Here is a 22,714-nt window from a genome sequence, read left to right as displayed (position 1 = left end):
AAACCACCTTGTCGCCGCATGTCCGGGAACGCCGGACGCCCGGCCGCCGAAGCGGCCGGGCGTCCGGCGGGCCGAGCCCCAGTGGTGCCCCAGTGGGTGTCTCAGTGGTGGCGGCGGCCGATCACCTTGACGTAGTCGGTGGCCTCCGACGGCTCCAGGTGCCTGGCGCCCTCGAAGACGGCGCGCCAGGTGCCCGACGTACGGGCCGGGACGCGGGTGTGGAAGTAGCCGTCGCGGCCGGTCCTGACCGAGTCGACGTACTCCCACTTGCCGGTGCCGTTCGGGCGGAAGAGGATCACGATCCGCTTCCAGGCCAGCCGGTGCCAGCGCTCCTGCTTCTTGCAGGCGTCGGAGTGGATGACCTGCACGAACCCGCTGATGTAGTCCTCCTCGCACTGCACGGACAGCTTGCCGTCGAGGCGGATCGGCTTCCCGCGCCAGGCGGGCTCGGGGTTGGCGTCGAGCGCCAGGCTCGTGTTGCCGCCGACGAAGTCCGTGTCCGGCTCGTCCGCGAACGCGGGCGTGGCCGCGGTGGCGAGCACCGAGGCGCCCAGGGCGGCGGCCGCCAGACCGGCTGCGATTCGTCGCATCTTCATGATTCCTTCCCCGTCACTTACGCGCCCCAAATAGGGCACGTCAACCATTGACTCGTAAAGGTCAAGGAAAGTTGCGGCAAAGGGTGTCACGATTCGGCTACAAGTCCCTTACCTCATGGTTCGTCGGGATCTGGAGGTGTAAGCGGCGTAGTGAGCGGTTCCGGGGAAGCGGACGCGCCAGTAGCCGTTCGGCCGGCCGTAGATCCTGGTCTCGAAGCCGCCTGCGGCGTCCGTGACGGTCTCGGCGACCTGCTGCCAGTCGGAGTGCCAGTCCTGGCGCCAGAGGATCTCCAGGCGCTGCTTGCCGAACGGGCCGTAGTCGGTCAGGCCGCGCGGGTCGACGCGCGTCAGCGAACCGCGTACGCGGACCGCGCCGCCGGCCCCGGCTCCGGCCTTTTCGACGCGGACGGGCGACAGGCGGGTGGCGCGGCGGAAGCGGAAGGTGGCGTACTCGGTCACGGTCCGGTCGTCCTTGCCGTGGGCGGTGGCGGCCACCGTCCAGGTGCCGGTCGGGTAGTAGCGGCTGAGCCTCTTGTCCGGGAGGAAGCGCCAGGTCTCCCAGCCGTCGGTCGAGCGCTGCGCGGCGGGCCTCGGCGCGACGGCGCGGGTGAGCGGGAGCAGGTGCAGGCCTCCTGCCTTGGGGGTCGCGTCGGCGTGCCCGGTCGCGGCCGCCAGGGGGGCCAGAGGGGCCAGAGGGGCCGGGTGCGGCGGCACCGCGGCAGCGGTCGGCTTGGCCTGCGCCAGCGGGATGGCCTGCGCCAGCGGGTCGACCGGCGCCGCCGCATGCGCCGTCCCCGGATGGCCCTGCACCGCCGGACGGGCCGGTGCCACCGGGCCAGCCGGTGCCGAGCCAGCCGGTGCCGCCGGGGCGGCCAGCGCTGCCCGGTCGGTCTGAGCCACCCGGTCCGTCTGCGCCGCTGGGCGGCCTGGGGCCAGAAGGCCAGCCGGTGCCGAGTCAGCCGGTGCCGCCGGGGCGGCCGGCACTGCCCGGTCGGTCTGAGCCACCCGGTCGGTCTGAGCCGCCCGGTCGGTCTGAGCCGCCCGGTCGGTCTGAGCCGCCCGGCCGGTCTGAGCCGCCCGGTCGGTCTGAGCCGCCCGGCCGGTCTGAGCCGCCCGGTCGGTCTGAGCCGCCTGGTCCGTCTGCGCCGTCCGGTCCCTTCGCGCCGCCCGGCCCGTCTGCGCCGCCGGGGCGTCGAGCTCGGGCAGGTCGTCGGGAGTGTTCAGCCCGGCCAGGTCGTCGGGAGTGTTCGCCCCGGAGGGTCGGGTGGGGTATCCGAGTTCGGGAGACAGCGACGGGGACTGCGCTTCCGTGGGTTCGGCCGGGGGCTCCAGGTCAGGCGATTCGGCCGGTGAGTCGGCGGGGGTGGGGGTTTCCGCCGGCTCGTCGGGGAGTGGCTTGGACGCCAGTACCGGGCCGGGCGGAGCGCCCGGCTCGACCTTGACGGTGACGCCGTTCTTGCCCGACGTCCCCTTGGCGATCACGTCGATCACCAGGCGGACGGAGCCGCGCGGCCCGACGACGGGCTCGGCGGGGCGCACGGTGATGGCGCGGATCATGGGCCCCTCCTCCGAGGAGGGCACGGGCGCGGAGACGGGCACCTTGGCGGGCACCCCGGCGGCGGCGGTGGACGCGGACGCGGGAGCCACGAGCGTCCCCGCCGCGAGCGAGGCGAGTAGCAGTCCTCTGGTCATGATCGAGACGGTAGGAACCGCCCGGTCATGGCCAAACCCTCGACACACGCCTCTGGTGGCAAAGCCCCGGAAAAACGGGATCAGCCGGAGTAGAGACCTTCGATGACGTCGGCGTACTTCGCGTGGATGATCCGCCTCTTGAGCTTGAGGCTCGGGGTGAGCTCCTCGGTCTCGGCGGTCCACTCGGTGCCGAGCAGCGCCCACTTCTTCACCTGCTGCACCCGGGCGAGCCTGGTGTTGGCGGCCTCGACGGCGCTCTCCACCTCCTTCAGCACGTCGGGGTGCGCGGCGAGCTCGGCGAGCGAGCCGTACGTGATGCCGCGCGCCTGCGCCCAGCCGGGCGCCACCTCGGCGTCGATGGTGAGGACGGCGACCGGGTAGGGCCGCAGGTCGCCGTAGGCGAGCGCCTGGCCGATGAGCGGGTGCTGCTTGAGGTGGTTCTCGATCTCGGCCGGGGAGATGTTCTCGCCGCCCGCGGTGATGATGAGCTCCTTCTTGCGGTCCACGACGCGGTAGAAGCCGTCGTCGTCCACGCTGCCGATGTCGCCGGTGTGCAGCCAGCCGTCGGCGTCGATGAGCTCGGCGGTGGCCTCGGGGCGGTTGAGGTAGCCGAGGGTGTTGAGCGGGCTGCGGGTGAGCAGCTCGCCGTCCTCGGCGATGCGCACCTCGACGCCGGGCTCGGCCCTGCCGACCGTGCCGAGGCGGTAGCAGGCGGGGCTGTTGCCGGTGAAGGCGCCGGTGGTCTCCGTCATGCCGTACACGTCGATGACCTTGAGCCCGAGGCCGGCGTAGAAGTTCTGCACCTCGGACGGGAGGGGGGCGGCGCCGGTGGCGGTCCACTGGGCGCGGTCGAAGCCGATCATGCCGCGGATGAGCCCGAGCAGGGCGGCGTCGGCCTTGTCGTACGCGGCCTGGATCTCGGGTGTGATCGTGTGGCCGTACTGGCCGGCCTCGACGTACGCGCGGCCGGCCGCCATGGCCTCGCGGACCGCGGCCTGCTGCTCCTCGGGCTGCCCGGCGAGCACGGCGAGGAGGCGGGCCATCATCTTCTCCCACACGCGCGGCACCCCGAAGAACATCATCGGCCGGACCTGCCCCAGCGTGGCGCCGAGGTTGGCGAGGTCGGTGCAGAAGTAGACGTGGGACGCCTTCACCAGCGGCAGGTAGAGGCTGAGGATGCGCTCGGCGATGTGGGCGTAGGTGAGGTAGGAGATCTGGGTGCCGAGGGTCGGCAGCGCGGTGAGCCGGTCGGTGGCGGCGACCTCGTAGAAGACGTTGGTGTGGGTGAGCGGGACGCCCTTGGGCATCCCGGTGGTGCCGGAGGTGTAGAGGACGGTGACCACGTCGCCGGCGGTGACGGCGCGCAGGCGCTCCTCGACGGCGCCGGGGTCGGCGGCGAGCCGGGCGCGGCCGAGCTCCAGGAAGTCCGCCCAGGCCATGAACCGCTCGTCGCCGGCGGGCGCCCCCTCCAGCATGATGATCCTGCGCAGGCCGCCGAGGCGGTCGAGCACCGGCTGCCAGCGGGCCAGCTCGGCGGGGCCGCCGAGGACGGCGAAGCGTGCGCCGACGTCGCCGGCGACGAACTCGATCTGCTCGGGCGCGAACGTGCTGTAGATCGTGCAGCCCACTCCCCCGGCGTGCACGGCGCCGAGGTCGGCGAGGACGTGCTCGCTGCGGTTGACCATCATGATCGCGACGGACTCGCCGCGCCCGAGGCCCAGGGCGGCGAAGCCGGCCGCGATCTCCAGGACGCGCCGCCTGGCCTCGGCGTAGGTGAGCGTGCGCCAGTCCTCGCCGGAGTCGGGTTCGCCGGGGTCGGAGTAGGCGGGGGCGTCGGGGTGCCGCTCGGCCAGCTCGGCGAGCTGCCTGCAGACGGTACGGCCGGCGATCTGCTGCTCGATCTCGGCCCGGACCTCGAGGACTTCGGCCATGGCGCGCCTCCAGTCAGTATTCACTTGCATGAATGGCTTGCATCGCACCACAGGGGCCGGACAGCGGCAAGACCTTGCCCGGAAAGAGCGGCATCTCTGACGTAGAGTGATGGATCGGATGCGATCTGTCATATTGGGCCGTCACATTGGGGGCAGGGCGATGCGGGGCAGCGGCAGGACGTTCTTCGGCCATCCGTGGGGCCTGGCGACGCTCTTCGGCACCGAGATGTGGGAACGCTTCAGCTGGTACGGCCTGCGCGCGATCCTCTACACCTTCATGGCCGCCTCGCCGGCCCACCAGGGGCTGGGCCTGCCGCCCGCGACGGCGCAGGCGGTCGTCGGCGTCTACGGCGCGCTCATCTACCTGGTGGCGCTGCCGGGCGGCTGGGTGGCCGACCGCATCCTGGGGGCGCGCAGGTCGGTGTTCTGGGGCGGGTTCGTCATCATGCTGGGGCACATCAGCATGGCGATCCCGGTGACGACGCCGTTCTTCGTCTGGCTCGGGCTGCTGCTGATCATCGCCGGCACGGGGCTGCTCAAGCCGAACATCTCGGTCATGGTGGGCCGGCTCTACTCCGAGGACGAGGACGGCCGCCGCGACGCCGGGTTCTCGCTGTTCTACCTCGGCATCAACCTGGGGGCGTTCTTCGCGCCGATCGTGGTCGGCTGGCTGGCCGCCGGCGACCGCTGGCACCTCGGCTTCAGCGCGGCGGCCGTCGGCATGGCGCTCGGCCTGGTCCAGTACGTGTGGGGCAGGCGGGCGCTGCGCGGCGTCGGCGAGCGGCCGGGCCTGCGGCTGACGCCCGCCGAGCGGCGCCGCTTCGGCCGGCTGGCGGGTCTCGGCGCGGCCGTGGTCGTGGCCGCGCTGGTGGCGTGGGCGGCGAGCGGCACGCTCACGATCGACCGGCTGACGATCGCGATCACCGTGGTCATCCTCATCGTGCCGATCGTCTACTTCTCGTACATCATGCTGGGCAGCCACGAGCTGTCCCAGGAGGAGCGGGACCGGATGAAGGCCTACATCTGGCTCTTCGTGGCCGCGGCCATCTTCTGGATGATCTACGACCTGGCGCCGAGCAAGCTGCTGGCCTTCGCCGCCGACCACACCGACCTGTCGCTGTTCGGGGTCCACATCCAGCCGGCCACGACGCAGTCGTTCAACCCGCTGCTCATCATGATCTTCGTGCCGGTGTTCGCGGCGCTCTGGGTCAGGCTGGGCACGCGGGTGAGCACGCCGCAGAAGTTCGGCTTCGCGCTGGTCATGGTGGGGCTGAGCTTCGTGGTCATGGCGGTGGCGGCGGCGCTGGCCGAGGCCGGGCGGGTGTCGGTGTGGTGGCTGGTGCTGGTGTACGCGATCCAGGTGTTCGGCGAGCTGTCGCTCAGCCCGGTCGGGCTGTCGGTGACGACGAAGCTGGCGCCGGAGGCGTTCAAGGCGCAGATGCTCGGCGTGTGGTTCATCGCGGTGTCGGTGGGCGACGCGGTGGGCGGGCAGACGGGGCGGCTCGGCGCGGTGCTGTCGGAGCCGGCGTACTACCTGGTGCTGGCGGTCATGGCGATCGTGGCGGGGGTGGCGCTGTTCATGTTCACGCGGCGGTTGCGGGTGCTGATGGCCGAGCACTACCACGCGGAGGCCCTTCCCTCCTCGATCCGGTAGAAATCCACCGTGTCAGAAATCCTGGATCTTGTCGGAATTTTCGTCTTTGCCCTGTCCGGCGCGCTGATGGGCGTGCGCAAGAAGCTGGACGGGGTGGGCATGCTGGTGCTGGCCTCGATGACCGCGCTCGGCGGCGGGGTGGTCCGCGACCTCATACTCAACGTGCGGCCGATCGCGTTCCAGAGCCTCGGCTACGTCCTGGTGCCGGTGGCCGCCACGGTGATCGTCTTCTTCTGGCACCCGCACGTGGCCCGGGTGATGCCCGCCATCCTGGTGCTGGACGCGGCCGGGCTCGGGCTGTTCTGCGCGGTCGGCACCGAGAAGGCCCTGGAGTACGGGCTCAACCCGCTGCACGCCGCCCTGCTGGGCGTGGTCACGGCGGTCGGCGGCGGCATGCTGCGGGACGTGCTGGCCGGGGAGATCCCGACGTTGCTCTACGACCGCCAGCTCTACGCCGTGCCGGCGATGCTCGGGTCGGGGGTGATGGCGGCGCTGTCGTCGTACGGGCTGCACGGCTGGCCCGCCACCCTCGCCGCGGCGCTGCTGGCCTTCGGGCTGCGCATCACGTCCATGCGGTTCAACTGGCGCTTCCCGATGGCCAGGGGCGTCGCCCAGTGAGCGCGCGGCTCACACCATCGCGCTGAGCGAGTCCGGGACGGGGGCGGGGCCGGCGGGGCCGTGCTCGCGGGCGGCGCGCAGGCGGACGACGGCCTCGGTCAGCACCTGGGGCGGCAGGGTGAACGGCAGCCGCAGGTAGCCCTCCAGCGTGCCCTCCAGGCCGAACCAGGGGCCGGGCGCGAGCCGGACGCCGTGCCCGGCGGCGGCCTCGGCGAGCGGGGTCGCGGCGTCGCCGTTCAGCCGGACCCAGAGCGTGCCGCCGCCGCGCGGCACGGTGAACGTCCACTCGGGCAGGTGCTCACGCAGCCCGTCCACCAGGGCGGCGCGCGAGGCGCGCAGGGCGCGGCGGCGTTCGGCGCGGGTCTCCTCCAGCCGGTCGAACAGCCGCGCGACGGCGAGCTGCTCCAGCACGGGGCCGGCGATGTCGACGACCGCGCGGTGCAGGGCGAGGCGGCGGGCCAGCGCCGCGGTGGCGCGGACCCAGCCGACGCGCAGCCCGCCCCACCACAGCTTGGACGCCGACCCGACGCTGATCACCCGGCTGTCGGTGTCGAAGGCGGCCATCGGCGAGGTGTGCGGCACCTCGTCGACGGCCAGCTCCTGCCAGGTCTCGTCGATGAGCAGCAGCGCGTCGTGGCGCCGGGCCATGGCGGTCACGGCGGCGCGGGTGGCGTCGTCCATGAGGGCGCCGGTCGGGTTCTGGAAGTCGGGCATGAGGTAGGCGAGGCGGGCCCCGGACTGCCGCATCGCGCCCGTGAGCAGGTCGGGCCGCCAGCCCTCGTGGGAGATCCCGACCGGGACGATGCGGGCGCCGCGCTGCCGGGCCGCGTCGATCGCGTGCGGGTAGGTCGGCGACTCCACCAGCACCGCGTCGCCCGGCCCGGCGAGCAGGCCGAGCACGAGGTGCAGGGCGTGCTGGGAGCCGGCGGTGACGAGGATCTGCTCGGGGCGGGTGGCCACGCCGCGGGCGGTGTAGCGGGCCGCGATGCGCTCCCGCAGCAGCGGCAGGCCCATGGGGTCGTAGCCGTTGCCCATGCCGTGGCGCGGCAGGTCCTCGACCGCCTCCAGCATCGCCTCGCGCAGCGCCCCAGGCGCGGGCGGGGCGGCGCTGTGGAGCTGGATGAGGCCGTCGCCGCCGGTGCTGAGCCAGGGGTTCTCGGCGGTGGAGGCCGGGTCGGGCAGCGCCGTCCAGCTTCCCGAGCCCTGGCGGCTCTCCAGGTAGCCGCGCTCGCGCAGCAGGTCGTAGGCGGCGGTGACCGTGGTGCGGCTGACCCGCAGCGCCTCGGCGAGGTGGCGTTCGGCGGGCATGCGGACGCGTACCGGGATCTGGCCGTCCATGATGCGGGCGCGCACGCCGTCGGCGAGCGCGCGGTAGTAGGGGCGGGCGCCGGGGTCGACGCCGGCGAGCCGGGCCACCTGGGCCGCCGAGAGATGCCGCATAAGGGCCACTTTCCGCGATTGGCCCTGTTTTGGCAAGCCGAACCCTGCCACTCTGGGTCCATTATGAGCGAGAGCATCACCCTTCCCCTGCCGCGTTCCCTCCCGGCCAGGCTGGCCCAGCTGCACGGCGGCCTCGCCCTGTACGGCGTCGGCATCGCCCTCCAGGTGGAGTCCGGGCTCGGCAACAGCCCGTGGGACGTCTTCCACCAGGGGGTGGCCATGCGCACCGGCGTGTCCATCGGCGCGGTCATCATCGCCGTCGGCGCGCTGGTGATGCTGCTGTGGATCCCGCTGCGCCAGCGCCCCGGATTCGGGACGATCGCGAACGTGGTGTTCCTCGGCCTGTTCGCCGACGCCGCGATCGCACTGCTGCCGACCCCGCACGCGCTCCCCCTCCAGGCCCTGTACCTGGCCGCCGGCGTCTGCGCGGTCGCCCTCGCCACCGTCCTCTACATCGGCGCCGGCATGGGGCCGGGACCGCGCGACGGCATCATGACCGGGCTGACCCGGCTCGGCCTGTCGGTACGGCTCGCCCGCTTCCTCATCGAGATCACCGCCCTGGGCGCGGGCTGGCTGCTCGGCGGCACGGCCGGCCTCGGCACCCTCGTGTTCGCGCTGGCCATCGGCCCGCTCACGCAGCTGTTCACCCGCTGGTTCCCGCTCTCGCCGACGCGGGACCACCCGCGCGGCGAGTAGCGTCGTAGCATGCGCCTCGAGGATTACGCCCTGATCGGAGACATGCAGTCGGCCGCGCTCGTGGGCAGGGACGGCTCCATCGACTGGCTGTGCCTGCCCAGGTTCGACTCCCCCGCGTGCTTCGCGTCCCTGCTCGGCAACGAGCGCAACGGGCACTGGTGGCTCGGCCCCACCGGCCGCAAGCACGCCGACCGGCGACGCTACCGCCCGGACACGCTCATCCTGGAGAGCGAGTGGGACACCCCCACGGGCACCGTACGGATCATCGACTTCATGCCGCCCCGTGACCGCAACCCCGACGTGGTGCGCATCGTCGAGGGCGTCAGCGGCACCGTGGAGATCTCCACCGTGCTGCGGGTGCGCTTCGACTACGGCCGGATCGTGCCGTGGGTGCGCCGCACGAACGGGCACCTCCAGGCGATCGGCGGGCCCGACTCGGTGTGGCTGCACGCGCCGGTGCCGCTGAAGGGCGGCGACTACGCGCACCGGGCCACGTTCACCGTCAAGGAGGGCGAGCGGCTGCCGTTCGTGTTCACCTGGCACCCCTCGCACGAGGAGATGCCGCCCGCGATCGACTGCGAGGAGCAGCTCGCCGAGACCGAGGCGTACTGGCGGGACTGGATGACGCGGTGCAGCTACCGCGGCCCCTACCGGGAGGCGGTCAACCGCTCGCTCATCACGCTGAAGGCGCTCACGTACGCGCCGACCGGCGGCATCGTCGCGGCCCCCACCACCTCGCTGCCCGAGGACCTCGGCGGCGTGCGCAACTGGGACTACCGCTTCTGCTGGCTGCGCGACGCCACGCTGACCCTCGACGCGCTCATCTCCAACGGCTACCTGGAGGAGGCGGCCGACTGGCGGTCCTGGCTGCTGCGGGCCATCGCCGGCCGGCCCCAGGACCTGCAGATCATGTACGGCGTCGCCGGCGAGCGCCGCCTGCCCGAGCTGCGCCTCGACTGGCTCGACGGCTACGAGGACTCCCGCCCGGTCAGGATCGGCAACGAGGCGGTCCGCCAGCTCCAGCTCGACGTGTACGGCGAGGTGATGAACTGCCTGTTCGTCTCGCGCACCCGCGGCCTGCCCCCCGACGACCGGGCCTGGACGATCCAGCGCCAGCTCCTCGGCTACGTGGAGGAGCACTGGGACGAGCCCGACGAGGGCCTGTGGGAGGTGCGCGGGCCGCGCCGGCACTTCGTCCACTCCAAGGTGATGTGCTGGGCGGCGCTCGACCGGGCCGTCAAGTACGTCGAGCGCTTCGGCCGCACCGGCCCCGTCGAGAAGTGGCGCACCCTGCGGGACGTCATCCACAAGGAGATCTGCGAGAAGGGCTACGACTGCGCGCGCAACACCTTCACCCAGTCGTACGGGTCGTCCGAGCTGGACGCGGCGCTGCTGATGATCCCCATGGTGGGCTTCCTGCCCGCCGACGACCCCCGCGTGGTGGGCACGGTCGCCGCCATCGAGAAGGAGCTCATGTCGGACGGCTTCGTCCTGCGCTACCCGATCGCCGAGGACAACGACGTGGACGGCCTGCCCGGCGGCGAGGGCGCCTTCCTCGCGTGCAGCTTCTGGCTGGTCGAGGTGATGGCGATGCAGGGGCGCAAGGAGGAGGCGACGGAGCTGTTCGAGCGGCTGCTGAAGCTGCGCAACGACGTCGGGCTGCTGGCCGAGGAGTACGACCCCCGCTACGGGCGGCTGGTCGGCAACTTCCCGCAGGCGTTCAGCCACGTGCCGCTGGTGCACGCCGCCCGCGCCCTGTCCTCTCTGGACGGCCCGGCGGGGGTCACGACAGGCTGAGCCGCGCTACTTCGGGCCGGTGAGGCGGCGCTCGCCCTCGGTCGTGAGGACGAAGACCTGCCAGTTGTAGTAGGCGTAGTAGGCGCGCGGGTCGCGCTTCATCTGGCGGGCGTGCAGGAGAATGGCGTTCACGTACGCCCGGGACGGGTTGTAGGCGTGCAGGGCCCGCCGGTAGTCGCGGGGCGCGCCGCTGGCACGGAGGTAGTTGGCCGCGCCCATGATCGCGTCGCCGGGGTCCTGGACGTCGCCGCCCATCCCGTACGCCCGCCAGGTCGCCGGCATGAACTGCATCGGGCCCTGCGCGCCCGCATGGCTGTCGGAGCGGACCCGGCCGAACTTCGTCTCGGCGAGCATCACCGCGGCCAGCACCTCCCACTCCACCCCGAAGCGGCGCTCGCCGCGCTTGAAGTGGGCGAGCAGCTCGGCGGCCGGGCGGGCCGGCTGGACCTTGAACACCGCGGCCGGCTTGATGGGGCGGGCCAGGGCGAGCAGCTCGCGGATGGCGCCGACGTTGTCCCTGGCCTGCGCCGCCAGGGCCGCGGGGAGGCGGGCGAAGGCGCGGTCGGCGAGGGAGCGGTGGCGGGCGGCGTGGCGGTAGAGGCGCTGGTGGTAGAGGGCCAGCAGCTCGACGTCACGCGGCGGGGCGCCCTTGGCGGGCTTCCAGCGGTCGATGGCGGCGTTCAGCGCGGCCGTCGTCTCGCTCAGGGCGGTGGCCAGCTTGGCGGGGGTGGCGGGAAGCGGCTCGCCGGGGGCGGGGAGCGCGCGGGCGGCTCCTGCGCCCTCCGTCGGCCGCGTCTCGGCCGGCCCGCCCGACGGCTCCCCGGACCTCGTCCCGGCCGTCGTTCCGTCCGGGCGGGCGGCCGGCGATTCCGCCGGGCCGGCCGATGAGGACGTGCCGGCCGGATCGGCCGGCGAGGTCGCGCCGCAGCCGCTGAGCCCGGTGACGAGAGCCGTCGCGGCCACCAGCGCGAGGCGGACCGGGCGGCGGCCACGGGCGGGGCCGGCACCCCTGTCGGCGTGCGGGGCGCTGTTCGGGGGTCGGAGGTCCTTCATGGTGGGCCAACCTACCCGGATCATGCCCCGGCAGCGGCGTGCCGGGGCCTCAGTCGGAGGAGGTGGTGGTGGAGCGCCACCGGACCGACGTGGCGGGCTCGCCCGTCAGGTGCTCGTAGGTGCCGCTGACGTCCAGCAGCCGATTCAGCGCGGGCGGCCGGTCGTCGAGGTGCAGCCGCGCCCCGGCCGCCGCCGCCCGCCGGTGGACGGTCAGCAGGGCCGACAGGCCGCTGGAGTCGCAGATGCGCAGCTCGCCGCAGTCGAGGTGCACGTCGGTGAGGCTCCCGCCGTCCAGCGCGGCGACGACGGTGGTCAGCAGCTCCTCGGCGGTGGTGTAGTCGAGGTCGCCGCCGACCGCGACGCGCAGCGCCCCCGGGCGGGGCGTGTCCAGGACGAGGGTCAGCGGGAGGGGTGCGAAGGCGGTCATGCGAGCTTTCCGGGGTGTTCGGGGGACGGGGACGCGGCGCGGACGGCGTCCCGTCCGAACGCGATCACGGCCACGGCCCGGGGGAAGTCCTCCAGCCGCCCGCCGAGCAGGTCGAGCGCGGGTAGCAGCGTACCGGCCGGGACGCCGCGCGCGACCAGCACCCCCGCCGTCCAGCCGAGGAAACGGCCGAACAGCTCGGGGTCGTCCACGTAGAGCGCGGCGGCCAGGAAGTCGACGATGTGCGCGATGTCCTCGGCGGTGTGCCGGCGCTGCTGCGGCGTGTACGCCGCCATCGCGGGGACGCGCTCCTCAAGGCCGCTCATGACGTCCCTGACCAGCCGCCGGGCCGACCGGCTGACCATGGTGTACTCCTGGTCGTCCAGGTGCGGCAGGTCGTCCACGGCCTGGCGGGGCGCGGGCGGGCGGGGCAGCGGGCCCGACGCCAGGCGGTCGGCGGCGGCCCCGCCGTCCGGGGCCCAGGCGTCGGCGCCGAGCAGGCGGGCGTAGCGGCCGTCCGGCCCGAAGGCCGCGCCGCCGGCCATCACGGGGGTGCCGGTCGCCTGGCAGGCGGTGATGGCCGCGTGCGCGGCGGGCAGCCGGACGGGGATGGAGCTGGACAGCGCGACCAGGTCGCAGGCCGTACGGTGCAGATGGGCGATGAGGTGCGGCGTCGGCACCTGGGCGCCGAGGTAGTCGACCCGCCAGCCGCGCAGCCGCAGCACCTCTGCCAGGATCCTGGCGGGCATGGCGTGCCACTCGCCGTCGATGCAGGCGACCGCGATCCGCCCGGCGGGCGGGCCGGAGGCGGCGGCGCGGGCCACGGGGTGGTGGGCGACGGCGGCCAGCACCCGCTCGTTGACGGCGGTCGCGGCGTGCTCCTGCGCCACGGTGAGCCGGTTGGCCTCCCATTCGCTGCCGACCCGGCCCTGTACGGGCGCGACGACCTCCAGCAGCAGGGTCTCCAGCGGGATGCCGGAGTCGAGCGCGGCGAGCGCGGCGTCGGCGGCGGCGTACTCGTCGCCCTCGACGGCGGCGTCCCAGAGTTTCTCCCGCCAGGCCGGCAGGCCGTAGGCGAGCTCGTCTGTGTGCGTCATGCGGTGAACCTTCCCCGGCCGTTGCCTCCCACCGCGCTGAGGTGCGCGCCGCGCGGCGCCGTGATGGCGATGACGGCCATGTCGTCGTGATCGCCACCTCTTACCCACTGGGAGGCCAGCATCTCCACCCGTTCGGCGATCGCCTCGGGCGGCATGCCGCCGCACTGCCGCAGCTCCTCCTTCAGCCGCTCGTCGCCGAACATCTCGTCGCCCAGCGGGCCGCCCATGGCCTCGCTGATGCCGTCGGTGTAGAACAGGCAGGTCTCGCCGGGTTCGAGCAGCACGGTGTCGGTGACGCTGGTGACGCGCTCCAGCATGCCGATGAGGGTGCCTCTGGTACGGGCCTCCTCGACGCGGCCGTCGGCGCGCACGATGAGCGGCGGCGCGTGCCCGGCGCTGGTGAGGCGCAGCCGTACGCGGTTGCCGACCCGCAGCAGCGAGGCCAGGACGAGCGTGACGAAGCGGGTGCGGTCGCCGCCGGTCAGCAGCACGCTGTTGAGCGATTCGAGCACCCGCTGGTGGTCGCCGGCCTGCGGCAGCAGCGCGTGCAGCGTGTGCCGGATCTTGCCGGTGAGCACGGCGGCCTCCAGGCCCTTGCCGGCCACGTCGCCGAGCACCACCAGCGACTCCCCGTCGGGCTCGGCGGGGGCGTGCAGGTCGTAGAAGTCGCCGCCGACGCGGGCGGCCTGCTCGGAGGGACGGTAGCGGGCGGCCACCTCGACGCCGTGCAGGCTGCGGACGCGGGGCGGCAGGAGCTCGCGCATGAGGGTCTCGGTGATGGCGGCCTGCTCGGCGTACAGCCGGGCGGCGGACATGGCGGCCCCCGCGCGGGCCGCGAACAGCCGGGCGAAGACCTCCTCGCCCTCCGAGAAGCCGGCCTGGCCGCCGCGGCGCAGCAGGACGAGCGCGCCCGCGGGGACGCCGTGCCCGGGGAGCGCGCTCACCACCATCGAGCCGACCTCGCCGATCCCGTCGCGGGCCAGCCAGCCGGGCGCGGCGGCGGGGTCGATCCAGCGGGAGGGCAGGGGTGGGTAGCCCTGCAGCGCCTCGGCGAGGCCCGGCACGGCCTCGGGGTCGACGGCCAGTTCCTCGCGGACGACGGTGCCGTCCGGGCCGCAGTAGGCGATCGGGTGCCGGCGACGGTACGGGGGCAGGATGACCATCGCGGCGTCGGCCAGGTGGCGGGCGGCCAGGCGGGCGGTCACCTCCATGCAGCGGTCGAGGTTGAGCGAGGACAGCAGCTCGCCGGAGGCGGTGTCGAGGAAGGCGGTCCGCTCGCGTTCGAGGCGCAGGGCACGGGTGGCGCGGTCGAGGTCGGTGACGTCGGCGAGCCACCAGGCGACGGCGTCGCCCTCGCGCACCGGTCGCGCCTCGAACGTGGCCGGCCCGATGGGGCCGCGTTCCCGCAGGTCGTCGAGGGGAGGGCCGGCGTGGGCACGGATGTGCACGTGGGCGTGGGACAGCCAGGCGGGCGCGGCGTCCGCCAGGAGCGCGCCGGGCACCGCCGCCGGCAGCAGCCGCAGGGCGGCGTCGTTGACCCGGGTGATCAGGCCCGCGGCGTCGGCCACCAGAACCGGGTGCGGGGAGCCACGCCACAGGGCGTCGGCTCCGTCCTGTCCAAGGCCGCTCATGAGACCTGTCACAACAACGAGCCCGCCGGGACGGGCTCTGCCTCCCTAGGTCGTAGACATTTGACCGATTTCATCCACTGTAGCCGAGCCTCGCCGTTGCGGCAGTCGCGCGCCGGGTGGCCAGGTCAGTACGGCAGGGACGGGCGCTCCACGACAGCGGCCAGGCGTTTGGCGAGTACGGCCAGGTCGGCGGCGGTGAAGCGGGCCAGGCGGCCGGTCAGCGCCAGCTCGTGCGTCCCGCCGCGCGGCGTCGCCGTGAGCGCGAGGTCGAAGCCGCCGTCGTCCACCTCGTGCTCCCACACGCGTACGTCGAGACCGGCCCAGCCGGCCGGCGGCGCGGGATCGCCCCGGTGCACGAAGGCCGCCTGGAAGGAGGGGTGCACGCCGGGCAGCCGATGCGCCCCGAGCCCGGCGACGAGCGCGTCGAACGGGATCTCGTTGGCGAGCGCCCCCGCCACGCTCTCGCGGACGCGGGCGAGCAGGGCGGGGAAGCCGGTCAGGCCGTCCAGCCCGACGCGCAGCGGCACCAGGTTGACGAACGAGCCGACGACCGGCTCCAGCTCGCGGCGGCCACGGCCGGAGGTGACGGCGCCTGTCACGAGGTCGTTCCGGCCGCTGATCTCGTGCAGCAGCACCAGGTACGCGGCCAGCAGCGCGGCGAAGGTCGTGACGGGCCCGCCCCCCGCCGGGCCGTCGCCCCCTCCGCCGCGCAGCCGCTCCACGACGGCCCGCCCGACCCGCACCCGCGCCGTGGCCGACATCGGGCCGGCGGTGGGCGGGAGCGCGGGCAGGCGCGGGAACAGGGGCTCGATGCCGGCCAGGCGTTCCCTCCAGTACGGCAGCCGCTTCGGCGCCCGCTCGGCCGCCCGGCGCACCGACCAGGCGGCGTAGTCGGCGTACTGGGGGGCGGGCGGCGGCGGCAGCTCCTCGCCCGCGTAGGCGGCGGCGAGGTCGGCCGCGACCAGCGCCACGCCGGCCCCGTCGCAGGCGATGTGCTGGCAGACCAGGAGGAGGCGGTGTTCGAGCGGCCCGACGCGGTACACGGTGAGCCGCAGCAGCGGCCCGCGCTCCAGGTCGAACCGCTCCCCCGCCGCCGCCAGGGCGAGGGCCAGCGCCTCGGGCTCGCGTTCGGGCTCCGGCAGGCAGGTGAGGTCCACGAGCTCCAGCGGCACCGGCTGGGCCGGGCGGATCACCTGGCGCGGGAGGCCGTCGGCGGCGACGTACCGGGTGCGGAGCGCCTCGTGCCTGGACACCAGCGCGGCGAGCGCGGCGGCGAGGCGCGGCAGGTCCAGCTCGCCGGTCAGGGCGAGGCCCAGGGTGACGTTCGGCGGCGCGGTCTCCGGGGCGGCGCGGGCGGCCAGCCAGCCGCGGCGCTGCTCGTGCGAGCACTCCATCGGCTCGCCGGTGCGCGGCAGGACGGGGACGGCCGCGGCGGCGGCCTTGCGGGCGAGCAGCCGGGCCATCAGCTCCCGCCGGTCGGCGGGCACCTGGCTCGGGCCCGTCACGTGGGGTCCGCGGCCAGGCCGGCCGGCGCTTCGAGCGCGGCGCGGAGCGCGTCGAGGAAGACGATCGCGTCGTGGCCGTTGACGTAGCGGTGGTCGTAGGCGAGACCGAGGTGCACGGTGTGCCGGACGGCGAACCCGGCCGGTCCCTCCGCGGGGACGAGCTCCTGCTGCGGGGCGGCGAGGGACAGGGCGCAGAGCTGGCCGGGGAAGACGATGGGGACGGCCAGCGTGACCGTGCTCTCGTTGTGCAGGGTGAGCGTGATGTTGCCGCCGGACAGGTCCTCCTCGCGCAGGCCGCCGCGCAGCGCCGCCATCCGGTACGCCATCAGCGTCTTCGAGATCTCGCGCAGCGTGCGGCCGGTGGCGTCGTGGACGACGGGCACGGACAGGCCCTTGCCGACGTCCATGGTCACGCCGACGTGCGCGGTGGCGGCGCGGCGTACCCGGCCGGGGCCGACCGGCGTGGCGAACAGCAGCTCGAACCGGCCCGCCAGTCCCGCCACGGCCTTGACCAGCAGCTCCGGCAGGCCGATCAGGGTGCGCAGGGCGGGGGTGAGCTCGCGGGCGAGCCGCAGGGCGTCCTCCACGTCGACCTTGACGACGGTGTAGGCGGCCGGGACCTCCCGGTGGGCGCGGGCCACCACGTCGGCGACCCGGCGCTGCGACACAGGCAAGATGATCTCCTCGGCATCGGGGTCGGAGGGGGCGGATTCGACGGCGGATTCGACGGGGGCGGGCTGGGTTCGGGCGGGCCGGGCGAGGGCGGTCACGTCGTCGCGGCGGATGATCTTCCTGCCGAGGGCGCGTACGGCGTCCTCGCCGATCCCGAGCTCGGCCATCAGCCGGCGGGCCGGCGCGGTGATCACCACCCCGTCCTCCGGCGGGTCCTCGCCCGCCGGCGCGCCCCCGGAAGCGGGCACGGCCGGGTCGGCGGGGTCCGCGAGGTCGGCGATGGTCTGGCCGGGCAGGCATTCGGCGCCCGCCGCCACCCGGTGCCGCAGCACGCCCCCACGCTCGGCGGCCAACTCCTCCACGGTCTTGGAGGTCTCGATGAGGGCCAGGACGTCGCCGGGCCGCACCGTGGCCCCGTCGCCGGCCACCCACTCCACCAGCAGGTAGCGAGCGTCATTGCTGTTGATCTTGGGGACGACGACCGCGTTCATGCCAGCGCCTCCAGGACGGCCAGGCGGATGGTGTCGGCGTGCACGAGCACCTCGTGCTCCAGGTGGGGCGCCGCGGGGATGACGCTGTCGGCCGCGCTGACGAGCGTGATCGGCCGCTCCAGCCGCTCCCAGAGGACGGGGTACAGCCGGGTCGCCACCTCCGCGCCCCACGTGGCCCCGGCCGCGCCGTCCTCGGCGACGCACACGTGCCGGCCACGCGGCAGCACGCCCCCGAGGTCGAACGGGTAGAGCCGGGCGGGCACCAGCAGCTCGCACAGCACGTCGTGCTCCAGCAGCAGCTCCCGCATCGCCTCCAGCGCCCGGTGCGCCATGCCGCCGGGGGCGATGATCGTGCAGTCGTGGCCGTCCACGCCCTCGACGGCCACGCGGGCGAGGCCGTCCACGAGCTCGTACCGGAACAGCTCGTCCACGACGCCGTCGCGGAACATGCGCCGCGTGTAGAGCACCTTGTCCTCGAACAGCAGGGCGGGCCGGCCGGCGGCGAAGGCGTCCTCCAGCAGGGCGCGGGCGTCGTGGAACGGGGTCAGCTCCAGCACCGAGAGCCCGGGGACGCCGAGGAAGTGCTTCTGCGGGCTCTGGCTGTGCGTCGGCCCGTAGCCGCGCCGGCCGCCCGACGGGCAGCGGACGACCAGCGGCATCGGGACCGGGCGGCCGTACATGGCGGTCGACTTGCTGGCGAAGTTCACGAGCTGGTCGAAGGCGAGCCCGGCGAAGTCGGCGAACATGATCTCGACGATGGCCTTGTCGCCGCCCAGCGCCAGCCCGGCGCCCGCGCCGACGATGGCGGCCTCGCTGATCGGGGTGGAGCGCACCCGCTCGCCGAACCGCGACGACAGCCCCTTCGTGATCTTGAACGCGCCCCCGTACGGGTCGGCGATGTCCTCGCCCAGCACGTGGACGGCGGGGTCGGCGGCCAGGACGTCGTGCAGCGCGCGGTTCAGGTGCTCCGACACCCGCTCCGCGCGGACGGGCTCCCTCATCGCACCGTCCACTGCGCCGGGGGCCGCGCCGAGACCTCGGCGACCAGGTCGTCCACGTGCCGCCGCCAGGTCGCGTCGGCCTCGGCGAAGCGGCGCGGGAAGGCGGCGGCGTAGCGTTCGTACCAGTCGCCGGCCCTGGCCCGCCGCAGCTCGTCGGCGGTGCGCGTGTCGTCGCCCTTGCTGTGCGGCCCGAGCCGCCGCGTCACGAACTCGACCACCAGCGGGAACGCGTCCTTCCTGACGGCGGCGACCGGCCCGGCCAGCGCGGCCCGCACGGCGGCCAGGTCGATCGAGTCGATCCGCAGGTACGGGATGCCGAACCCGGCCACCCGGCCCTCGATCGTGCCGGCCATGCCGCGCTCGGTGGGCGTGGACTGGGCGATGCCGTTGTTCTCCACGACGACCAGCAGCGGCGCGCCCCACAGCGCGGCCAGGTTGAGCGCCTCGTAGACCGAGCCCTCGCCCCACGTGCCGTCGCCGAGGTAGGCGCAGGCCAGCGCGCCGTGCCCGGCCCTGCGCAGCCGCAGCGCCATGCCGACCGCGACCGGCAGGCTCTCGCCCTGCACCCCGGTGGACATGAACGTGCGGTGGTAGATGTGCTGGCTGCCGCCCACCCCGTCGCAGAGCGCGCCCCTGCGGCCCATGATCTCGGCGAGCAGCGCGCCGGCCTCCTCGCCGTAGCGGGCCAGGAAGTGGCCGTGGCCGCGGTGGTGGCTGAAGGTGAAGTCGTCCTCGCGCAGGAGGGGGTTGAGCGCGACCGGGACGTGCTCCTGGCCGAGACAGGTGTGCGTGGTGCCGCTGAGCAGGCCCTCGCCGAACAGCCGGAGCAGGGCGTTCTCGAAGTGCCTGATGAGCAGCAGGCGGTCGAGGTCGCCGGGGGCGGGCGGGCTCGGGCGGCCGTGCTCGACGCCTTCGACGATCGTGCCGGTCATCGGGCTGCTCCCTTCGCGGCGGCGCGGGCGGCGGCGAGCCTCGCCAGCGCGGCCCGCCGGTGCGGGTCCTGCCGCTCTTTCCCGGCCGCCGGGCTCAGCGCGGTCAGGTACGTCTCCAGCGCGTCCGGGTCCAGGCCGCGGACGAACGCGCGGGCGGCGTCCGCGGAGCGTTCGGCCAGCGTGGCGTGGTGGGCGGGGTCGTCCATGAGCCGGCGCAGGGCGGCCAGCCACGGGGTCAGGTCCTGGGCGGGCACGACCGGGACGGGGCGGGCGTGGCCGGGGGCGGCCTCGTACCGCTCGATGGGGGCGACCGGCAGCAGGTACGGCACGCCGCGCTTGGCCTCCGCCAGGCCGCCCACGTCGGCGGCGAGGACGGGGACGCCGCGCAGCATTGCCTCGACGCAGGTGTAGCCGAAGGTCTCGTCCCAGAGGGAGGGCATGAGCAGGACGCGGGCGCCGGCCAGGATCGGGCCGAGGTCGTCGGCGGGCGGGGTGAGGCGGATGTTGGGGCGGCTGGCCAGGGCCGCGCGCTCGTCGGCGGTGGCGCCCCAGGTAGGGACGGCCTGGAAGGTGACGGCGGGGCAGGCGTCGGCGAGGCCGAGGAGGATCGGCAGGCCCTTGTAGGCGCAGGGGTTGATCATGGTGACGTACGGGGCGGTGGGGGCCGCCGCTGGCGGGGCGGCGTCACCGTATATATGCGGATAAATCACGGTGGAGTGCAGGCCGGCGTGCCGCAGGCAGTAGTCCCGCGCCGCGCGGCTGACCGAAACGACCCCGGCGGCGCGGCGGACCATCCGGGTGCCGGCCGCGCTCGGGTAGAACGCGCCGGGGCCGAAAGGGAGCTGCTGAAGGGTGTGGACCAGGTAGACGACCCGGCCGGGGGTGGCCCGCAGCGCCGCGCCCAGGACCACCAGGCCGGGGTCGTCGGACGGGACCAGCGTCCAGTCGGGCACGAGCCGCGCCGCCACCTCCGCGATCCGCCGGGGCAGCGCGGCCGGATCGGTCACGGCATGGACGACGACCCCGCGGTGCAGGTAGGTGACCTCGTCAGGGTCGTCGGACGTGACCAGCGTGGCACCCCGGCGGGTCAGCTCGTCGAGGGCGAGTGAAGCACCGGCACCGGACGACGCGTCGATGCCGGAGGACGCGCCGATGCCGGACGACGCGCCGGTGCCGGACGACGGGCCAGTGCCGGACGACGCGCCGGCCCCGGAGACCGGCGACGGGCCGCTGGCGGGAACCGGCGACGGGCCGGTGCCGGGAACCGGCGACGGGCCGGTGCCGGTAACCGGCGATGGGCCGGTGCCGGGAACCGGCGACGGGCCGGTGCCGGGAACCGGCGATGGGGCGGTGGCGAGGGCGCCGGAGAGGGGGGACACCACGTGCACCTCGTGGCCGCGGGCGGCGAGGCGCTCCATGAGGAGGCGGTTCGACTTGTTGGCCCCACCGTGGGACGGCAGGTGGATCAGGTTCTGCGCCAGCAGGATCCTCACGACGCCTCCTGCTCGGCCGCCCGCCGCCGCAGGCGCGCGGCCACCAGCCTGCGCCGCTCGGCGGGCAGCGCGGCCAGCCGTCTCGCCGTGTCCCCGCGCCCGGCCTCACCCCGCGGCTCCTGATCGGGAAGGGGGTCGCCGAGACGGGCCGGGGCGTGGAGGAGGCGTTCGAGGTGGGCGGCGGCCAGGGCGAGGCCGTCGGCGGCGTCGCGGGGTCCCGTTCTGGGCGGGTGGCGGCCGTCGCGGAGGGCCGCGTTCAGCGCCCCGGCCACCTCGCCGGCGTCCCAGCGTTCCTCGGGCAGCCACCGGGCGAGTCCCTGCTGCTCCAGCCGGGCCGCGTTGTCGGGCCGGTCGGCCCCGTGGGCGAGGATCACCTGCGGGGTTCCGGCCGCGAGCGCTCGGGTCAGCGTGCCGATCCCGCCGTGGTGGAGCACCGCCGCGACCTGGGGGACGACCTCGCGGAACGGCAGCCGCGCGAAGCGCCGCGCGTGGGGCGGCAGCGGCCGGGGGACCGTCTCGTCGTGCGGGGCGACGAGCAGCGCGGGCAGCCCGGCCCGCCGGCAGCCGGCCAGCGCGGCGTCGTGGAACCCGGGCCGCAGCATGCGCCCGGTACCCCCGGTGATCAGCACGGGCCGTACCGTCCCGCTCAGCAGCGCGGCCGCCTCGGCGGGCACGGGGTCCGCCGCGCCGTCGTCGGGCAGCGGGAAGCCGGTCAGCCGGGTCGCGGGACCGGTGGCCGGGCCGGCCTCGTCGAACCAGCGCGGCCAGAGCCCGAGCCGCAGGTCGGCGGAGGAGAACCAGGCCCGCCAGTCGCGTACGCGGGGCAGCCCGAGGTCGCCGCGCACCGCGTCGATGCCGGGCGCGAGTACGTGCTGGTGCAGGTGGCGGGCGACCTCGGCGGCCAGGGGCTGGATCGGCGCGACGGCGATCCACGCCGCCGGCGCGCCGGTCAGCTCGCGTACGGCGAGGACCGACAGCGCTGAGGTGTGCCGCCCGGCGAGGACGGTCCGCCCCGGGATCACCCGGGCCGCGAGCGCCCGGCATTCGGCCGCGAACTGCTCGAACAGCCGGTTGCGCCGGTAGAACGACAGCCAGTCGAGGGTGCCGAGGCCGTCGGGGAGGAGGGCGGTGTCGGCGGCGTAGCGGGCGTAGGCGTCGTGGGTGTCGATGGGGACGAAGTCGAGGCCCGCCGCCTCCACCCGGCTCCGGTAGGGGGCGTGGGTCAGCAGGGTCACGTCGTGCCCGCGCTCGCGCAGCACGCCGCCCAGCCGGACGAACGGCAGCACGTCGCCGTCGCTGCCGTGCGCCACCAGCAGGACGCGGGTGAGCGAGCCGCCGGGCGTCACGGCGAGGACTCGCCGAGCGGGGTGCCCTCGTCGAGCAGGGCCCGCACCTCGTCCTCGGACATGCCTTCCAGCTCGTCGAGCAGTTCGGCGAGCTGGTCCTCGGAGATCTCGCCGAGCAGCGTCTCGTCGATGAGCCGGGCGGCCGCCGCGACGGTGAAGTCACCGGCGAACAGCTCGTCCACGGGCAGTTCCACGCCGTACCTGTCCTGCACTTCCGCGAGGAAGCGCACGACCGTGAGCGACTGCGCGCCGAGCGCGAAGAAGTCGTCGGCGAGGGAGCGCGGAGGAGTGCTCAGGAGACCGGTCCAGATCCCCATGACGGCTTCCTCGGTCGGTGTCATTGCCGTACTCCGGAGGTTCAGAGGGCAGGGCTGTCCTGTTGGGAGCGCTCCCAATTCAGACCCCGGGAACGCCCCCACGACGAGCCTGGAATCACGACACATCATTGTCAAGGGAACAGTCTCTGTAATGTTTCCGAAACTGGCTTGTAAGGAACCGCAGCTAGAAGGGTTATCGTCCGGTTTCGTGAGTTATTTCCATCAAATTTTCAACTGTCGTTGACCACAACCGGAAAGCCTCCTTACGCTGACGAGGCCGTGGGAGCGTTCCCATGAATTCCGCCTGTCCCCCGCCTGTCCGACGAAG

At 74.3% G+C, this 22,714-nt stretch carries 19 protein-coding genes; 4 read left to right on the top strand and 15 right to left on the bottom strand.

The features are described from left to right. Window positions 1–101 precede the first annotated feature (101 nt). From AC27IY_RS10595 to AC27IY_RS10585, 3 genes are all read right to left on the bottom strand, one after another. Entirely contained in the window at window positions 102–590 is a 489-nt protein-coding gene (locus tag AC27IY_RS10595; RefSeq protein ID WP_344215595.1) for a hypothetical protein, read from the bottom strand. 114 nt (window positions 591–704) lie between these two features. Beyond that, complete coding sequence (locus AC27IY_RS10590) at window positions 705–2,288, bottom strand: hypothetical protein (protein ID WP_487177814.1); 1,584 nt, start codon at window positions 2,286–2,288, stop codon at window positions 705–707. A gap of 80 nt (window positions 2,289–2,368) precedes the next feature. Beyond that, the gene (locus AC27IY_RS10585; protein ID WP_487177813.1) at window positions 2,369–4,219 is read right to left on the bottom strand and encodes an AMP-dependent synthetase/ligase; all 1,851 of its coding nucleotides are present in this window, start codon (window positions 4,217–4,219) and stop codon (window positions 2,369–2,371) included. Between the two features lie 160 nt (window positions 4,220–4,379). Between AC27IY_RS10585 and AC27IY_RS10580 the strand changes: the two genes are divergently transcribed. Both AC27IY_RS10580 and AC27IY_RS10575 read left to right on the top strand, forming a co-directional pair. Continuing rightward, window positions 4,380–5,873 carry a peptide MFS transporter gene (locus AC27IY_RS10580; RefSeq protein ID WP_487177812.1) on the top strand — a complete coding sequence of 498 codons (1,494 nt, stop codon included), beginning with the start codon at window positions 4,380–4,382 and terminating at the stop codon, window positions 5,871–5,873. A 9-nt stretch (window positions 5,874–5,882) separates the two neighbouring features. Next, window positions 5,883–6,491, top strand: a complete 609-nt coding sequence (locus tag AC27IY_RS10575; RefSeq protein ID WP_423448829.1) for a trimeric intracellular cation channel family protein — start codon at window positions 5,883–5,885, stop codon at window positions 6,489–6,491. A 9-nt stretch (window positions 6,492–6,500) separates the two neighbouring features. Here AC27IY_RS10575 and yczR read toward each other — a convergent pair whose 3' ends face one another. Next, window positions 6,501–7,931 carry a MocR-like transcription factor YczR gene (gene yczR, locus AC27IY_RS10570; protein WP_487177811.1) on the bottom strand — a complete coding sequence of 477 codons (1,431 nt, stop codon included), beginning with the start codon at window positions 7,929–7,931 and terminating at the stop codon, window positions 6,501–6,503. Between the two features lie 63 nt (window positions 7,932–7,994). Between yczR and yczE the strand changes: the two genes are divergently transcribed. After that, window positions 7,995–8,627: a membrane protein YczE gene (gene yczE, locus AC27IY_RS10565; RefSeq protein ID WP_487177810.1), complete on the top strand. Its 633-nt coding sequence runs from the start codon at window positions 7,995–7,997 to the stop codon at window positions 8,625–8,627. A 9-nt stretch (window positions 8,628–8,636) separates the two neighbouring features. Then, entirely contained in the window at window positions 8,637–10,424 is a 1,788-nt protein-coding gene (locus AC27IY_RS10560; protein ID WP_344215609.1) for a glycoside hydrolase family 15 protein, read from the top strand. A 6-nt stretch (window positions 10,425–10,430) separates the two neighbouring features. Here the strand turns inward: AC27IY_RS10560 and AC27IY_RS10555 are convergent, their stop codons facing one another. From AC27IY_RS10555 to AC27IY_RS10505, 11 genes are all read right to left on the bottom strand, one after another. After that, window positions 10,431–11,477 carry a lytic transglycosylase domain-containing protein gene (locus AC27IY_RS10555; protein ID WP_487177809.1) on the bottom strand — a complete coding sequence of 349 codons (1,047 nt, stop codon included), beginning with the start codon at window positions 11,475–11,477 and terminating at the stop codon, window positions 10,431–10,433. A gap of 49 nt (window positions 11,478–11,526) precedes the next feature. Then, entirely contained in the window at window positions 11,527–11,904 is a 378-nt protein-coding gene (locus AC27IY_RS10550; protein ID WP_423448836.1) for an STAS domain-containing protein, read from the bottom strand. After that, on the bottom strand, window positions 11,901–12,998 hold the full coding sequence (locus AC27IY_RS10545; RefSeq protein WP_487177808.1) for a cobalamin B12-binding domain-containing protein: 1,098 nt from the start codon (window positions 12,996–12,998) through the stop codon (window positions 11,901–11,903). The genes AC27IY_RS10550 and AC27IY_RS10545 overlap by 4 nt, the downstream gene beginning before the upstream one ends. Continuing rightward, on the bottom strand, window positions 12,995–14,629 hold the full coding sequence (locus tag AC27IY_RS10540) for a PP2C family protein-serine/threonine phosphatase (RefSeq protein WP_487177807.1): 1,635 nt from the start codon (window positions 14,627–14,629) through the stop codon (window positions 12,995–12,997). The genes AC27IY_RS10545 and AC27IY_RS10540 overlap by 4 nt, the downstream gene beginning before the upstream one ends. 125 nt (window positions 14,630–14,754) lie before the next feature. Continuing rightward, window positions 14,755–16,134 carry a condensation domain-containing protein gene (locus AC27IY_RS10535; RefSeq protein ID WP_487177806.1) on the bottom strand — a complete coding sequence of 460 codons (1,380 nt, stop codon included), beginning with the start codon at window positions 16,132–16,134 and terminating at the stop codon, window positions 14,755–14,757. Next, on the bottom strand, window positions 16,131–17,297 hold the full coding sequence (locus AC27IY_RS10530; protein WP_487177805.1) for a 2-oxo acid dehydrogenase subunit E2: 1,167 nt from the start codon (window positions 17,295–17,297) through the stop codon (window positions 16,131–16,133). Before AC27IY_RS10530 ends, AC27IY_RS10535 begins: the two co-directional genes overlap by 4 nt. Next, entirely contained in the window at window positions 17,294–18,298 is a 1,005-nt protein-coding gene (locus tag AC27IY_RS10525; RefSeq protein WP_364452877.1) for an alpha-ketoacid dehydrogenase subunit beta, read from the bottom strand. The genes AC27IY_RS10530 and AC27IY_RS10525 overlap by 4 nt, the downstream gene beginning before the upstream one ends. Next, entirely contained in the window at window positions 18,295–19,230 is a 936-nt protein-coding gene (locus AC27IY_RS10520) for a thiamine pyrophosphate-dependent dehydrogenase E1 component subunit alpha (protein WP_344215625.1), read from the bottom strand. The genes AC27IY_RS10525 and AC27IY_RS10520 overlap by 4 nt, the downstream gene beginning before the upstream one ends. Further along, a complete protein-coding gene (locus AC27IY_RS10515) occupies window positions 19,227–20,723 on the bottom strand; it encodes a glycosyltransferase (RefSeq protein WP_487177804.1) in 1,497 nt (498 codons plus the stop codon). The genes AC27IY_RS10520 and AC27IY_RS10515 overlap by 4 nt, the downstream gene beginning before the upstream one ends. Beyond that, complete coding sequence (locus AC27IY_RS10510) at window positions 20,720–22,069, bottom strand: glycosyltransferase (protein WP_487177803.1); 1,350 nt, start codon at window positions 22,067–22,069, stop codon at window positions 20,720–20,722. The genes AC27IY_RS10515 and AC27IY_RS10510 overlap by 4 nt, the downstream gene beginning before the upstream one ends. Then, on the bottom strand, window positions 22,066–22,386 hold the full coding sequence (locus tag AC27IY_RS10505) for a phosphopantetheine-binding protein (RefSeq protein WP_177240931.1): 321 nt from the start codon (window positions 22,384–22,386) through the stop codon (window positions 22,066–22,068). Before AC27IY_RS10505 ends, AC27IY_RS10510 begins: the two co-directional genes overlap by 4 nt. Window positions 22,387–22,714: the final 328 nt, after the last annotated feature.

The sequence above is a fragment of the Nonomuraea sp. B208 genome (genome assembly GCF_057536035.1).
This window is presented reverse-complemented; position numbering and strand designations above follow the sequence as displayed.